Origin of the sequence: Pseudomonas sp. St386 (assembly GCF_018325865.1) — a bacterium.
Taxonomy (GTDB): Bacteria; Pseudomonadota; Gammaproteobacteria; order Pseudomonadales; family Pseudomonadaceae; genus Aquipseudomonas; species Aquipseudomonas brassicacearum.
In genome coordinates this window covers 2,455,080-2,468,914 of record NZ_AP021900.1, presented here as the reverse complement: position 1 = coordinate 2,468,914, position 13,835 = coordinate 2,455,080, and the positions used below count along the sequence as shown (strand labels likewise).

The following is a 13,835-nucleotide window of genomic DNA, read 5'->3' as shown; positions in this document are numbered from 1 at the left end:
GACATGAATGACACTATCGAACACCTTGCCGACGGCACCTTGGTCTTTCTGCCTGAGCGACTCAATCGTGATCCCGCCGTGTTGCGCGGTTTGACCAATGATGAGATGTGGGTCGCGCTCGGCATCGGCGCCGTCATTGGTCTGCTGTTGGGCGCTCCTCTAGCGATCGCCACCGCCTCTATTGCCGTGGCACCGACCGGCATGATCGCAGGCATGACGGTGGTGTTATTTGCCGGTGGCACGCTACTGCGTCGGGCCAAACGGGCCCGTCCCGAGACCTGGTTGTACCGCAAGCTCGAATGGGTACTGACCAGCCGTTGGCGCCTGGGTCGCGGCAATTTGGTCCTCCACTCCGGCGCCTGGACGGTTCGCCGTTCGCTCCGATTGCGCCCTGCCCTGTCCCGGTGGCAGTCATGAGCCGATTTCGGAACAAAGTCGATGCCCAACAGGCTCATATCCTCAGTCTGCGCCTGGCTGTAGTAATCCTCGCCTTGGTATGTGCTGGACTTTGGTATGGCTGGCGCTCGGCACCGACTGATCTGACCGTGCATGTGCCCCCGGACCTGCGTTCGGGTAGCACGCGCAAGTGGTGGGACATCCCCTCGGAGAATGTCTATGCATTTGCCCTGTACATCTTCGGCCAACTTAACCGCTGGCCCTCCGATGGCGAGCAGGATTATCGCCGCGCCATCTATAGCTTGCAGTCCTACCTGACACCCGCTTGCAAGACCTTCCTCGATGGCGACTACGAATACCGCAAGGCCGCCGGCGAACTCCGCCAGCGGGTGCGTGGCGTCTACGAAATTCTCGGTCGAGGCTATAGCGAAGATCCGGAACTCAGGGTCAAGCAACTCGATCGCGACAGCTGGCTGGTCAAGCTCGACCTCAACGCGGATGAGTATTACGCCGCCGAACCGGTGAAACGGGTGGTGGTGCGTTATCCATTACGTGTAGTTCGTTTTGATCTTGATCCCGAACGCAATAAGTGGGGGCTGGCACTGGACTGTTATCAGGGCACGCCGCAAAAAATCGCTCTGCCTGGAGGTGAGCCATGAAGCGGATGTCTCCCCCGGGGCTCGCCATCGTACTGATGCTATGGGGAGGTGCAGCGCAGGCCGTCGAGTTGATGCGCTGGGAACGCCTCCCTCTCACGGTCCCGCTGGTGACCAATCAGGAACGAGTGGTCTTTATCGATGAGGATGTTCGAGTCGGCCTGCCGTCAACTCTGACAGGCAAACTGCGTGTGCAATCAACCGGTGGCACGCTGTACCTGCGCGCGTCCGAAGCCATTGCACCTACGCGATTACAACTGCAATCGGTCGCGACGGGCGAGATCATCCTCTTGGACATCGCAGCCACGCCTGGCGATCAACCGCTGGAGCCCGTGCGTATTCTCAAGAATGCTTCGGTGCAGGCTACTGAGGCTGAATCTAAAAGCGTCCCTCTTCCAGAACGTACGCCAATCCCAGTCGCTTTGACGCGCTACGCTGCGCAAAGCCTGTACGCGCCGCTACGCACCGTGGAGTCCCTACCCGGCGTACGCCGCGTCCCGCTCAAGCTGCGCAGCGAACTGCCAACCTTGCTGCCGACCGAAAACGTGTCCAGCACACCCATCGCCGCCTGGCGATTCGGTGATTACTGGGTGACGGCGGTGAAGTTGCGCAATCGTGGTTCAGAGAGGGTGCAACTCGATCCACGTCGACTTCAGGCCAAGCTGTTCGCCACGGCTTTCCAGCATGCTTTCCTCGGGCAGGTCGGCAGTGCAGAAGACACCACGATCGCCTACCTCGTCACTCGCGGTGCCGGCCTCGAACACGCCGTGCTACTTCCGCCCGTCGCGCGAGGTGCTGGTGATGAAGGCTAACGCATTGCTCAAATGGCTGGTACCGGCTGCGCTGTTGGGCGTGGCGCTGATCATCCTGAAAACCTGGGTCGCGGGAAGTAGCACTCCCTCTCCAGAGCACTCGGTTGATCAAAGCAATCTTCAGTTATCCGCCGAGCAAGCCAAGTCGCTCGGCGTTGCTGGCGATACCCCACGCGATACGGTCGCCACCCTGATCGGCCAGGTGAAGGCCATGCGCAGCGACATGCTCGGCCTGAAAAAACACAACGACTCGCTTCAGACGGAAAACAATCGTCTGCGCGAGCGGGAAAACAGTGTCGATTCGCGTATCCAGACGGCGCTTGGCAGCGTGACTCAACAGGTCGACGAAGGTCGCCGACAAACCAACGAGGCCCGACTCAAAGCGGAACAAGACAGTCGTCAGGCTCGCGGTCTGCTGACGCAATTGCAGGAGCAGCTATCGGGGCTGACCGGCAAAGACAAGGATATGCCTATCGGACTGGGGCTTGAGCCGGGCGACGGCTCCCAGTTCGAACGGCAGCATTCTGTCAATGATGCACTGCAGTGGATTGAGCCCTCGGATGCTCTGCCCACCGACGCCCAGGGCAAAACGAAGACCATGTCCGCCCTGAGTTTGCCTACTGCCTTCAACTCACCGGAGGGTTTGAAGGACAATGCCATCGACCGCAGCCAAAAGCAGTTACGCGAGGTCACCAAGGGTGAACGCGACCAGACACGCTCCGCTGAGCGTACCGAAGGCGCGAAGCCGGTTTACACCATTCCCGAAAACGCAACATTGATGGGTTCGGTAGCCATGACCGCGCTGATCGGCCGAATCCCAGTGGACGGCACCGTGAATGATCCCTACCCCTTCAAGGTGCTGGTTGGTCCGGAGAACCTGACCGCCAACGGCATCGACCTGCCGGATGTTGCGGGCGCTGTAATGAGCGGCACGGCGTCCGGTGACTGGACTCTGTCTTGCGTACGCGGACAGGTCGAGTCAATTACCTTTGTGTTTACCGATGGCACCATCCGCACGGTGCCTCAGCCGAAGGCAGTAGCTAGTCGCAATGCCTCTACCACCCAGAGCTCAAACACCGACAAGATTCGCGGCGGACTCGGTTACCTGTCCGATCCGTATGGCATTCCTTGCATCGCTGGTGAGCGCCGCTCAAACGCTCAACAGTACCTCGGCAGCCAGAGCTTGATCACTGCCGCCGGCGCCGGTGTCGCCGCCTTGCTTGGGGATGAGCAGAACAACAGCAGCGTGATCAGTTCGGGCGGCAGTACGCTCGGGGTCACCAGCAGTAGTGGCAATAGCGCGCTGAATTCAATTCTCAGTGGTGGGGTCAGCGACATCCGTGAGTGGATCAACAAACTCTATGGCGAGACCTTTGCTGCTGTGTACGTGCCACCGGCTGCACAGGTCGCCCTGCACCTCGATCATGAAATCACCATCGACTACGAGCCCAAGGGCCGGAGCGTTCGCCATGAAAAAAACCATGCTTCTCTGCCTGACCTGGATTAGCGTGCTTTGCTTAGTCCTGACGGGGTGCTCCACCGACAAGGAGACGCTACTGCCCCATGGCGAGCAAACCATGCTGGAGATCTGGAACGGCGCCGGTTCGCAAGGTACTCAGCAGCAACTGCTGGATGCTCGGGAGCAGTTACGCCGTCCGCTGGACCAGGCAGATTTCTCCGTGGCTCTCCAGGAACCGTACACGCGCACAGCGACGAACGAGATCCACAATTTGTTCCCTCGCCTGCCCAATCCCGATCTGGTTCTGTACGTGTATCCGCATTTGAGTGGTACCGAACAAGCGCCGGTCCCGGGTTACTCCACCGTCTTTCCGTTCTACCAACGGGTGCAGTACGCATTGCCGGGTGAACGTCAGGAAGACCTGTAGTGCGTACCGCCGATTCGGGCAAGCGCACTTCTGCGTGGAAGGCCTGGCGCAACCCATTGCGCCCTCGCGCGACCCTGGCCGATGAAGCTGCACTCTACGCGCACAACCCCAGCTTCACCGATCACCTGCCTTGGGTCGAGTACCTCGACACCGAGCAGTGTTTTCTGCTGGATGACAATCGCTCGGTGGGCGCGGTGTTCGAGTTGCTGCCCATCGGCACTGAAGGGCGCGAACCCGATTGGCTTGTGACAGCCCGCGATGCCCTCGAAGACGCCCTGCAGGATAGCTTTGACGAACTGGACCAAGCGCCTTGGGTGGCGCAGTTTTTCTGCCAGGACGATAACGATTTCACCCCCTACCTGACGCGGCTCACCGATTATATTCAAGACAGCGCGCGAGGCACGGTCTTCACCGAAACGTTTTTGGAACTCAGTCGTCGTCACCTGAAGGCCATCGCCAAGCCGGGAGGTCTGTTCGAAGACAAGGCCGTCACGCGCCTACCCTGGCGTGGCAATAATCGGCGGGTGCGCCTGGTAATCTATCGCTGGCTTGAGGCTGGCATTGAGGAGATGGGACTTACCCCGGTGCAATCCCTGCAACAGGCTTGCGAACGTATCGTGGCTTCGTTGCAGGCATGCGGGGTGCAATCGGCGCGAGTCGATGGCCACGGTCTGTATGCTTGGTTGTTGCCCTGGTTCAATCCGGCACCCAGGCTCACGGATAAAGCGCTCGAGGATTTCTACCAATGCGTGGCCTATCCGGAGTCAGGTGATGGCGAGTCGCTGGAACTGCCCTTCGATCACGACTTCGCCGAGCGGCTGTTTTTCAACGAACCGCGTTCGGATGTGCAACAGGGACTCTGGTTTTTCGATGGGCAACCCCATCGGGTGATGGTGGTGGACAAACTGCGGCGGGCACCGTCGATTGGCCAACTCACCGGAGAAACCCGCAAGGGCGATGCAGTCAATGCGCTGTTCGACCAGTTACCCGAAGGCACGGTGATGAGTCTGACCCTGGTGGTCAAACCCCAAGATGTGCTCGAGGAGCAGCTGAACCGCCTGGCACGCAAAGCCATCGGTGAAAACTTGGCCTCGACCCAGACCCGCCAGGATGTTGAAGAGGCTCGCGCGATCATCGGCCGCCAGCACAAGCTGTACCGGGGCACCCTGGCGTTTTACGTACGCGGTCACGATGAGCAGCAATTGCACCAGCGCTCGGTCAGCCTGGCCAGCGCACTGCTGGGTGCGGGCCTGCAACCGGTACGCGAAGGCGATGAGGTCGCCGCCTGCAACAGTTACCTGCGTTGGCTACCAATGGCTTACAACCCGGCCCGCGACACGCGCAACTGGTACACGCGACTGATGTTCGCCCAGCACCTGGCGCATCTGGTCCCGGTGTGGGGTCGCAGCACCGGTACCGGCCACCCGGGCATAACCCTGTTCAATCGTGGCGGCTCGCCGTTGAGCTTTGACCCGTTATCACGTCTGGACAGGGCCATGAACGGCCATCTGCTGTTGTTCGGCCCCACCGGCGCCGGCAAGTCGGCCACCCTGGTCACTCTGCTGATGCAGGTCATGGCCGTGTACCGCCCTCGCCTGTTTATCGTCGAGGCCGGCAACTCATTCGGCTTGCAGGGTGATTACTTCGCAACTCAGGGCTTGTCGGTCAATAAGGTCCAATTAAAACCTGGCGCCTCGGTCAGTCTCGCCCCGTTCGCCGATGCCTGGCGCCTGGTCGAGCAACCGGATCAGGTGGCGAGTCTGTCGATTGATGAGCTGGACGATGAGGCGGTAGCAAGTCGCGAAGACCAACGCGATGTTCTTGGCGAACTGGAAATCACCGCCCGGCTGATGATCACCGGCGGCGAGGCTAAGGAAGAGGCGCGCCTGAGTCGAGCCGATCGCAGTCTGATCCGCGAGTGCATTCTCGATGCGGCGCAGACCTGTGCCGCGGCGATTCGCCAGGTACTGACCCGCGACGTGCGCGACGCGTTGCTGCGAGTCGCCGCCGATACGCACTTGCCGGAGAAGCGTCGTGAGCGTGCCCAAGAAATGGGAGAGTCTATCGACCTGTTTTGCCAGGGTTTCGAGGGTGAACTGTTCGATCGCGAAGGCACACCTTGGCCCGAAAGCGATGTGACCATTGTCGATCTCGCCACTTACGCTCGCGAAGGCTACGAGGCCCAGATGTCCATCAGCTACATCAGCCTGATGAACACCGTGAACAACCTGGCCGAGCGCGACCAGTACCTGGGCCGACCGATCATCATGGTCACTGACGAGGGCCATATCATCACCAAAAACCCGCTGCTGGCGCCATTCGTGGTCAAGGGAACCAAGATGTGGCGCAAGCTCGGAGCCTGGTTCTGGCTGGCGACGCAAAACCTTGCCGACTTTCCTTCCGCTGCGCAGACCATGCTGAACATGATCGAATGGTGGATTTGTTTGAACATGCCGCCCGCGGAAATCGAAGAAATAGCACGCTTCAAGAAGCTCACGCCTGCACAGAAATCTTTGTTGCTCTCAGCCAGCAAAGAACCGGGGAAATATACCGAGGGAGTGGTGCTGTCGAAGAAACTCGAAACGCTGTTTCGAGCCGTGCCGCCCAGCCTTTACCTCGCCCTGGCCATGACGGAACCTGAGGAAAAAGCAGAGCGATGGACATTGATGCAGAACATTGGCTGTTCGGAGTTGGAAGCCGCTTACCGGGTAGCTGAACGGATCGATAGAGCGCGAGGCATAGAACCCGCATAGGGAAATCTACTCAAGTATCGCACTCTAATCGAGCGGCCGGTTACTGCGATGCACCTCGAAGCCGCTGCTGAATCCTCAACAAGAATCCGGCTTCAAAAGCATCTTGGCAGTCACCGATAGGAAAGGTCTTGCGTGTTTGGGCCAGCTCCCACCACAGTGGAGTCTCGCCGGGAGTATCGAGCCAAGCCTGGGCGCATTGCACGCCGCGTTCGATCATAGGCGCAAATTCGCTGCCCCACGGCGTCAGAAGGCTCTGGCAACCATCCGCCGCCGGAATTGAAACGTAATTTTCGTCCATAGACACCTTAGCTTTCGATTATTTATTAATGCTCGGTCTGTTCTAAGCAGCATAGAAACAAAACTGACACTCGGCTTAAGCATCAAAAAAGCCTGAATCAGAGCCAATGTAGACTATATCCCGTGGATTGAGAGTCCCTCAAGGCGCAGTTTGCGCGCATGACTCAAGACTACGAACAGCTCCGTCTGCAACTAGCGGAAAATATCCGCTCGATGCGACGCGTGAAGAATCTCACCCAGGAGCAATTGGCGCTCATGGCCGAGGTGGATCGTACCTACGTGAGTCAAATCGAACGAGGGGTAGGCAACCCATCGTTATTGGTCCTCTGCAAACTCGCCAACATTTTCGAGATCAAAACGGATCAGTTGCTCATCGAGTCTGACACGCTTGCTCGTACGCTGAGCGCTGAATGACTATCAGCTGATCTAGAAGGTCGCTGTAAACCGACTATCCTGCGTTCGGCTTTCTCACTGACACCCCTCTTTCGATCATTGAACCTGTCCAGGCCATACACCCAGAGCCTGGATCATGTCTGCTGCCTGCCCGCATATTTCGCCCCAGAAGTTACATCCTTTGGTGCTGAGCATTCTGCTGGCATCCGGGTCGAGCGTGGCGCTGGATACCGGCAGCATTACCGCCTCCGTACTTTCTCCAGACTGCCTCGAGTACAAAGTCGTCGGCATCTGCTTCTGGTTACTCTGTACCCCCTTCGGCTGCACGGTTAAAACCTCGACCAAGGTTCGTCATTTCATTCCTGAACTGGTGGTCTCGATCTATGCCACCACCGGTGCCAATCCTTGGATCGAGATGGCCGCACTCTCCTCTCCCATCAGCGGTGCGGAAGGTGGCGGTAACCTGATCACGCCGAACACCCAACGCGATAACCTGCCTCGTTTCAAAAATGTTGATGGCATCGGCCACCCCGGTGGCTGGGCCACCACACAACTGGCCTCGCAATCCGGCTACGCCTGCGCCAGCGGCGCCACTGCGTTCACGTCCTACTACTTGAGCACTTTGGACTCACTGGCCTGGCGTCATGGCATCCCTGAAAGCCTTTATCCCGAGTCGCTCTTACCGGGAGTCCGTGAGATCGGTCGTCAGCTCGCGGGCAACATGTGGGGCAACGTCTATCCCCGGCAAGGATTTCTGGTACAACCCGACGACTTCAAAGCCGCTGCGGTGATGGCGCAGCGGGCAGGTGATTTCATTACTCGCAACTGGCAGCCGCATGTGTACTTACCGCTCACACCCGCGCCACGCGACGGTTACTGGCCTCCCGGCCCGATAATTGAAAACGATGCTTCGACTCACAAATGGCAGTTGCTCTACCCTCAGGTTCAACCCACATGTGCCATTTTCCCCAGCAATTCGGTGCAGAGCGCGGATGGCGGCTACGCCTGGTCGCTGTGGCGCCCCTATAGCTGCTGTAAGCGTGAGGGACAGACCTTCCTGTTTAGCATCGACTTCGAAGGCGGTGCTTTATGAGTGGGCTTCTTGCAGGACCATGGTTGGGCCCGAGGAGTTTTTTGCTCTGCGGACTGCTCGCCGTGGCCACGCATGCCCACACCGCCGAGGACGATTACCGTCTAGGCACTCAAGGCGAAGTGCTCGACGACAAGGTGATGTACACCATCGGTGGCGGCTCGGCAGCGGGCTCGCCGAGCTCGCTCTATCGCCCCAACGGGCTCGGTGTCGGCGGATCCTGGCAGGCGAACATGATGTGCGGAAACATGAGCCTCACCAACACCTTGCAAAACCAGTTGAACGGCGTCACCGAAGGTTTCCAGCAGATCATGGGCAGCATCGTGCAGAACGCGACCCAAGCAGTCATGTCGCTGCCCGCGCTGATTATTCAGCGCGCCAATCCCGGTCTCTATGAGTTGCTCAGTAACGGGGTGATGCAGGGGCGTATCGACTTCGACCGCTCCAAACTGACCTGCCAGGCCATGGCCGAGAAGATGGCTGACAAGGTCGGCCAAGCCGGCTGGGGCGCATTGGCCAAGAACCAGGAGATGCAGGGCAACCTCGAACAAACCGGCGGTGATGCGGTGGCCGCAGTGAAAAACACCGAAGCCCGTAACGGCAATAATGGGGTGTCATGGGTCGGTGGGCAGAAAGCTGGAGGTAGCGGACAAACACCCATCCGGGCAACCTCCGATGTGGTGCGCGCGGGCTACAACCTGCTGCATAACCGGTCGGTGGATGACAGCGCCTCGATCAGTAGCAGTGATTGCCTGGGCGGCGCTATTTGCCAAGCGTGGACCTCGCCGCAAGAGGAATCCGAATGGGCTGTTCGAGTGTTGGGTGAGACCGAAGTCGCGACCTGCGACACCTGCGAAACTATGCGGGCTACCGCAGGCAGCGGACTGACGCCGCTGATCCAGGAGGCCTACAGTGAACACCTCAAAACCCTGCAAGGCTTACTGTCCGGATCTCTGCCGCCGAACCCTGACAATCTGAGCAAAGCCTCCAGCCCGATGCTGCCGGTGACCCGTGGTGTGATCGAAGCCCTGCGCGACGATCCTGATCAGGAACTCCTGGCGCGGCGCCTGGCCAGTGAGACGGCCCTGTCCAGCGTACTCAATAAGGCGCTCCTGCTACTGCGCACCCTGCTGGCAGGCAGTCACGAACCGAACATCGCTTCAGCCGAGCCGGCCCAAACGGCCTTGATGAAAAACATCGACACGTTGGAGCGTGAAATACGCCTGCTGCAGACCGAGCTGCAGGTACGGCAAATATTGGCCACCAATACCGCCAGCCTCGTGCTCGATCGGCATGCCGGCGGCGCCGATGCTTCGCGTACCGTCGAGCAAGGCGACCCTGAACCTGGCCGACTCAACGACGCTAACGCCAGGCGCAAGTGAGCCATGAAACGCTCACGGCTATTCACTTTGCTTTCAAGTCTCCGGGTTGCAGCAGTGATGATCCTCGCCGCCGCACTGGTCGCCTGGATCGGCCGCACTGCGCTGGGCAGTTTCGAGGTCTGGCAGCAAACCTTGGAGTCGATACGGCCTTATCTGCGGTGGTGGCGCGCCCTGCTCTACGGCGTCCTCTTTGCGCTCTGGTGGGACCTGCTGAGGCGCTACCGACATCGACCACAGGACCGACTGCGCGTGAAACGCGCCGGGACATTAGGGCTCTTGCTCTTTACCTGCGTCGAGCTCACTCGATTGTGAGGTCACCACCATGCTCATGAGCACCAACAGCTACCTGGAGTTTTACCTCTCCCTGCTGGCATGGATCATCAACAACGGTATCTGGAACGTCCTGTCCGATACTGGATTGTTCGCCGCGCCCTTCGGCGCGATCATCTTGCAAGAGTGGTTGTCTGCCCGCCAGCAAGGCGCGGATGAAGGCAACAAGGGATTGCTCTCGGTGCCTCGAATCGAGAACCGGCTTTGGTTGGCCTACATCGTTGTCTTGTTCGGCTGCGCGCCGGTCTTTCCATTGAGCCTCACGTCAATGGCGTTCGATGATGCTGCGAGCCAACGGTGCGGTGTCAGTGTGGCCAAGCCAGCGGAAACCGCTTGGGGCACCACGTTCAACACCATCGGCGAACGCTCTGCCAACGTGCCGATCTGGTGGTTCCTGGTGCATGCCTTGAGCAAAGGAGTGACCGCAGCGGCCAGCGCGTCCATCCCCTGCGCACCGGACATCCGTCAGATGCGCATGGAGATCGACAGTTCTCGCATCGATAACCAGGTATTGCAACAGGAAGTCGCCGACTTCACTCGCGACTGCTACGGCTATTCCCGCTCTCGGCTGTTCACCAATCGTCCGCAGCTGGACAAGGCACAAAGTCATGATGCGTCCTGGATCGGCTCACGCTATTTTCTCGACACTCCGGGATACTACGACACTGATCGCTCACGGACGCCGCGAGTCAGTTGGCCCTACGATGAAACCCGCGATATTTCCTTGCCACGGCTGGAGAATGGCGCAGGCTACCCCACTTGCAAACAATGGTGGAGTGACAGCGGTATCGGGTTGCGAGCACGATTGGTCGAGCAAGTTGACCCTTCGCTACTGACTCAGCTGAAAGGCTGGTTGACTGGTCGCTCAAGCAACGAGATCGAGGATGCCACACTGCGCGAATTGGTCAGCCCACGCCAACAATCGATGTCCATGTCGCCCGGACAGGTGTACCAGGACTATGGCTCCAGTGCTCGCGGTGGATCGATCAATCAGGGGCTCAATAACCTGGCCACCAACACTGGGCTGGCCCTTGGCTCGTTCAGCAACTTCCCGGCAATGAATGCACTACGCGCTGCCCTGCCGATGGTGCAGGCTTTCCTGATCATGGGCGTCATCATCAGCGTGCCGCTGATTCTGCTGGTCAGTACCTACCAGCTAAAGACCGTCATGACGGTGACGTTCGCGCTGTTCACGCTGCACATGCTGACCTTCTGGTGGGAGTTGGCCCGTTGGGTCGACTCCAGCATGCTCGATACCTTGTACAACCAAGTGTCGGCGTCCAATCAGGTGCTGTTGTCGCTGCCCACATCCGGCTTTATGGACGGAACCGTCACGGCGCAGGTGATTGAGTATGTGATGGGGGCGATGTTCTTGGTTCTGCCAGGTCTATTTCTGGTTGCTATGAGTTGGGCAGGCTACTCAATTGGCAGCAGCCTTGAAGGAATGTTAGGAAGTGCGAGCAAGGCAGCGCATGGCGCGGCAAGCAAAGGCACAGATCAGTTGATGGGAGCTACGAAAAGGATCATCTGACGTCACTACTCGATGATTTGGAATGGCCGATGTAATGGCCGTTATCGTCGTAATTGCCTAGATAGGAGTTGACCCCTAAAAAGTCTGGACCTGGATCATTGCCTTCAAGATCCCCATCAATGGCAGCCCTGGACAATAGGAGACCAATCACAGCAATCATCGTTACGACAGAAGCTACCAACCAGAAACCAATAAAGAGCAACCCAAGGATGAGTGCCAGCTTCGTAACTAGAAAGCTCCCACGAACCAATAGCCCCCCGCAGGCATACCTGTCGCCGCCGCACGTTTAGCCACACGAGATTCAAATCCTTTCAACCTGCGATAAACACGTTTTACCGACATACCGCATGCATAGGCCCAGCGGTGTGCGCGGGAGATTTGAAGTGGCTGCTGAGCCGGCATGATTGCGCCCTCTTCTGAACGTGTTCCTGTGGAAATCGAGATTACAGCCTACTACTGAAAATCGCCCACGCTTAACCGTTTATCAGCTTGCTCGGTCGAAAAACTCTTTACTGGAAGACAGAAGACGCAGCTCGTGCACCAGCGCTTCTATGGCCGTTGACCCATCCATATCATCCAGCTACATAGAGGATACGGATCGCTGTTATCGACAGCACCTTCCCAGGTAGCCAGAGCCTTCAAAGCTACGTCACTCCGGTGATGGTTCCCCCCAAGTGCGATTAGCGTTCGGTGGCTCGCACGGTCACGTTTCACGGTGATGAACGCCTACTGCTCTCCCGAGCGTCTTTCGAGCTCGGCTCGTCCCAACCCTCTTGCTTTTCTTCAACCCGCCGCGGGGAAATTCTTTCCCCTATGGGACAGGTTTCTTCGCGCTTTCAACGGAGGCACACCATGTCCGACTCACTCACAAGCGAAGCACTGAACACTCTGCGCTTGCCCGTTGTGTTCACTCCAGACGCGTGGCAACACGCGGTATTGCTCGACGGTTTAAATCATCCTGAAAAACTGCAGCTCGATAGGCTGAGCAACGTCGTACGCGCAGCCTTTAAAGCTCACCTGGCCGATCCAAACGCACCCTACGTGGCGTTCAAGGTAGTCAAAGTTGCCTCAACACGTGAAGCAAATCATGAACCGTTGCTGCAACTGAGCCTCAGCCTACTTCAGGCACCGGACCAGCCTGACGCCTTATTGATAGCGCTTGCAGAAGAGCATCAACGCTGAACGCATACACACTCAGACTGCGCGCAGTCCTGCATCAATCCAAACCAACACCCACCGGGGAACCCTTCCCCGACGGGCAAGGCGTTCCTCGTTTTCTCCGAGGAAAGTGCCATGCGCAATATCTACCAAGACGTGACTGACAAAATTGTTGCCGCGTTAGGCCAAGGCGTAGCCCCCTGGATCAAGCCCTGGTCCTCAAGTGGCTCAACTGACGTCGGTCATCATCAACCCTATCCCATCAACGCCGTCACGCAGCGTCCTTATTCGGGCATCAATTTACCGTTGCTCTGGGCCGAGGCCAGGTTGCAGGGGTTCACTCAAGATCGCTGGCTGACCTTCAACCAAGCCAAAAAAGCCGGCGGGTACATCCGTAAGAGTGAGCACAGCACTCTGGCAGTGCTCTACAAGCCGATGGAGCGCGAGGAACAGACCGAATCAGGCCAACCCGTACTCGATGAAAACGGTCAGCCCAAGGTTGCTCATTTCGGGATTCTCAGGACGCATTTTCTGTTCAACATCGAGCAAACGGAGGGGCTCGAAACACTCAACGAAACCGTGCTCGAAACAGAACCGAGCGATCCCTTCTTCCCCAACAGCGCTGCGGAAGATCTGCTGCTAAGTTCGGGCGCAAATATCATTCATCGATTTGCCGACGAAGCCTTTTACCACCCGATCAGGGATCTCATCCAACTGCCAACAAAATCGCAATTCCACGATCAATGTGGATACTACGCCACTGCACTTCACGAGCTGACGCACTGGACCGGACACCACTCTCGATTGCAGCGCGAAGGCGTGATCTCTCCGTGTCCATTTGGCTCGCCAGGCTATGCATTTGAAGAGTTGATCGCCGAAATGGGCGCCGCTTTTTTATGTGCCTACGCCGGTATACGGGGAGAGCTTCGGCACGAGGGCTATATCGACTCCTGGCTCGGCCTGCTCAAGGCTGACAACCGCGCCATCTTCCGTGCCAGTGGCCAGGCCCGATGCGCGTCGGAGTATGTGCTCAACCTGGAGCAGCATCGGAAGCAGACGGTAATGGATGACTCGCGATGCATGAACGATGGAGCTTGATCGTCACCTCACCGCTGCAAACGCTTCATAGGGTCCAACACGAGTTGGACCCT

General features: G+C 58.4%; 14 protein-coding genes. 13 read left to right on the top strand and 1 reads right to left on the bottom strand.

Annotated elements, in window-relative coordinates; translation table 11 throughout:
- Positions 1-3: 3 nt before the first annotated feature.
- The 6 genes from KI235_RS10895 to KI235_RS10870 are packed head-to-tail and all read left to right on the top strand — an operon-like array spanning position 4 to position 6,503.
- Positions 4-417 (top strand): TIGR03750 family conjugal transfer protein, encoded by a 414-nt coding sequence (locus KI235_RS10895; protein ID WP_212795698.1) that lies wholly within the window; start codon positions 4-6, stop codon positions 415-417.
- The gene (locus tag KI235_RS10890) at positions 414-1,055 is read left to right on the top strand and encodes a PFL_4703 family integrating conjugative element protein (RefSeq protein WP_212795697.1); all 642 of its coding nucleotides are present in this window, start codon (positions 414-416) and stop codon (positions 1,053-1,055) included. The genes KI235_RS10895 and KI235_RS10890 overlap by 4 nt, the downstream gene beginning before the upstream one ends.
- Positions 1,052-1,864: a TIGR03749 family integrating conjugative element protein gene (locus KI235_RS10885; RefSeq protein ID WP_212795696.1), complete on the top strand. Its 813-nt coding sequence runs from the start codon at positions 1,052-1,054 to the stop codon at positions 1,862-1,864. The genes KI235_RS10890 and KI235_RS10885 overlap by 4 nt, the downstream gene beginning before the upstream one ends.
- Entirely contained in the window at positions 1,854-3,371 is a 1,518-nt protein-coding gene (locus tag KI235_RS10880) for a TIGR03752 family integrating conjugative element protein (protein ID WP_212795695.1), read from the top strand. The genes KI235_RS10885 and KI235_RS10880 overlap by 11 nt, the downstream gene beginning before the upstream one ends.
- Positions 3,334-3,750, top strand: a complete 417-nt coding sequence (locus KI235_RS10875) for a TIGR03751 family conjugal transfer lipoprotein (RefSeq protein ID WP_212795694.1) — start codon at positions 3,334-3,336, stop codon at positions 3,748-3,750. Before KI235_RS10880 ends, KI235_RS10875 begins: the two co-directional genes overlap by 38 nt.
- Positions 3,750-6,503, top strand: coding sequence for a conjugative transfer ATPase (locus KI235_RS10870; protein WP_212795693.1), 2,754 nt, complete (start codon positions 3,750-3,752; stop codon positions 6,501-6,503). The genes KI235_RS10875 and KI235_RS10870 overlap by 1 nt, the downstream gene beginning before the upstream one ends.
- A gap of 40 nt (positions 6,504-6,543) precedes the next feature.
- Here the strand turns inward: KI235_RS10870 and KI235_RS10865 are convergent, their stop codons facing one another.
- Positions 6,544-6,801, bottom strand: a complete 258-nt coding sequence (locus KI235_RS10865; protein WP_212795692.1) for a LasR-specific antiactivator QslA — start codon at positions 6,799-6,801, stop codon at positions 6,544-6,546.
- A gap of 158 nt (positions 6,802-6,959) precedes the next feature.
- Between KI235_RS10865 and KI235_RS10860 the strand changes: the two genes are divergently transcribed.
- The 7 genes from KI235_RS10860 (at position 6,960) to KI235_RS10830 (ending at position 13,782) form a co-directional block, all read left to right on the top strand.
- Entirely contained in the window at positions 6,960-7,214 is a 255-nt protein-coding gene (locus tag KI235_RS10860; RefSeq protein WP_137204796.1) for a helix-turn-helix transcriptional regulator, read from the top strand.
- Positions 7,215-7,329: 115 nt separating this feature from the next.
- Positions 7,330-8,286, top strand: coding sequence for a TIGR03756 family integrating conjugative element protein (locus KI235_RS10855; RefSeq protein ID WP_212795691.1), 957 nt, complete (start codon positions 7,330-7,332; stop codon positions 8,284-8,286).
- Positions 8,283-9,665 (top strand): integrating conjugative element protein, encoded by a 1,383-nt coding sequence (locus tag KI235_RS10850; RefSeq protein ID WP_212795690.1) that lies wholly within the window; start codon positions 8,283-8,285, stop codon positions 9,663-9,665. The genes KI235_RS10855 and KI235_RS10850 overlap by 4 nt, the downstream gene beginning before the upstream one ends.
- Before the next feature lie 3 nt (positions 9,666-9,668).
- Positions 9,669-9,977 (top strand): hypothetical protein, encoded by a 309-nt coding sequence (locus KI235_RS10845; RefSeq protein ID WP_212795689.1) that lies wholly within the window; start codon positions 9,669-9,671, stop codon positions 9,975-9,977.
- Positions 9,978-9,987: 10 nt separating this feature from the next.
- Complete coding sequence (locus KI235_RS10840; protein ID WP_212795688.1) at positions 9,988-11,526, top strand: conjugal transfer protein TraG N-terminal domain-containing protein; 1,539 nt, start codon at positions 9,988-9,990, stop codon at positions 11,524-11,526.
- A gap of 852 nt (positions 11,527-12,378) precedes the next feature.
- Positions 12,379-12,708 carry a hypothetical protein gene (locus tag KI235_RS10835; protein WP_212795687.1) on the top strand — a complete coding sequence of 110 codons (330 nt, stop codon included), beginning with the start codon at positions 12,379-12,381 and terminating at the stop codon, positions 12,706-12,708.
- A 111-nt stretch (positions 12,709-12,819) separates the two neighbouring features.
- Entirely contained in the window at positions 12,820-13,782 is a 963-nt protein-coding gene (locus KI235_RS10830) for a zincin-like metallopeptidase domain-containing protein (protein ID WP_212795686.1), read from the top strand.
- Positions 13,783-13,835: the final 53 nt, after the last annotated feature.

Coding starts and splice junctions, on each gene's coding strand:
- KI235_RS10875 (WP_212795694.1), top strand. CDS start 3,334: ATGAAAAAAACCATGCTTCTCTGCCTGACCTGGATTAGCGTGCTTTGC.
- KI235_RS10850 (WP_212795690.1), top strand. CDS start 8,283: ATGAGTGGGCTTCTTGCAGGACCATGGTTGGGCCCGAGGAGTTTTTTG.
- KI235_RS10895 (WP_212795698.1), top strand. CDS start 4: ATGAATGACACTATCGAACACCTTGCCGACGGCACCTTGGTCTTTCTG.
- KI235_RS10890 (WP_212795697.1), top strand. CDS start 414: ATGAGCCGATTTCGGAACAAAGTCGATGCCCAACAGGCTCATATCCTC.
- KI235_RS10860 (WP_137204796.1), top strand. CDS start 6,960: ATGACTCAAGACTACGAACAGCTCCGTCTGCAACTAGCGGAAAATATC.
- KI235_RS10840 (WP_212795688.1), top strand. CDS start 9,988: ATGCTCATGAGCACCAACAGCTACCTGGAGTTTTACCTCTCCCTGCTG.
- KI235_RS10830 (WP_212795686.1), top strand. CDS start 12,820: ATGCGCAATATCTACCAAGACGTGACTGACAAAATTGTTGCCGCGTTA.
- KI235_RS10865 (WP_212795692.1), bottom strand. CDS start 6,801: ATGGACGAAAATTACGTTTCAATTCCGGCGGCGGATGGTTGCCAGAGC.
- KI235_RS10885 (WP_212795696.1), top strand. CDS start 1,052: ATGAAGCGGATGTCTCCCCCGGGGCTCGCCATCGTACTGATGCTATGG.
- KI235_RS10835 (WP_212795687.1), top strand. CDS start 12,379: ATGTCCGACTCACTCACAAGCGAAGCACTGAACACTCTGCGCTTGCCC.
- KI235_RS10845 (WP_212795689.1), top strand. CDS start 9,669: ATGAAACGCTCACGGCTATTCACTTTGCTTTCAAGTCTCCGGGTTGCA.
- KI235_RS10880 (WP_212795695.1), top strand. CDS start 1,854: ATGAAGGCTAACGCATTGCTCAAATGGCTGGTACCGGCTGCGCTGTTG.
- KI235_RS10855 (WP_212795691.1), top strand. CDS start 7,330: ATGTCTGCTGCCTGCCCGCATATTTCGCCCCAGAAGTTACATCCTTTG.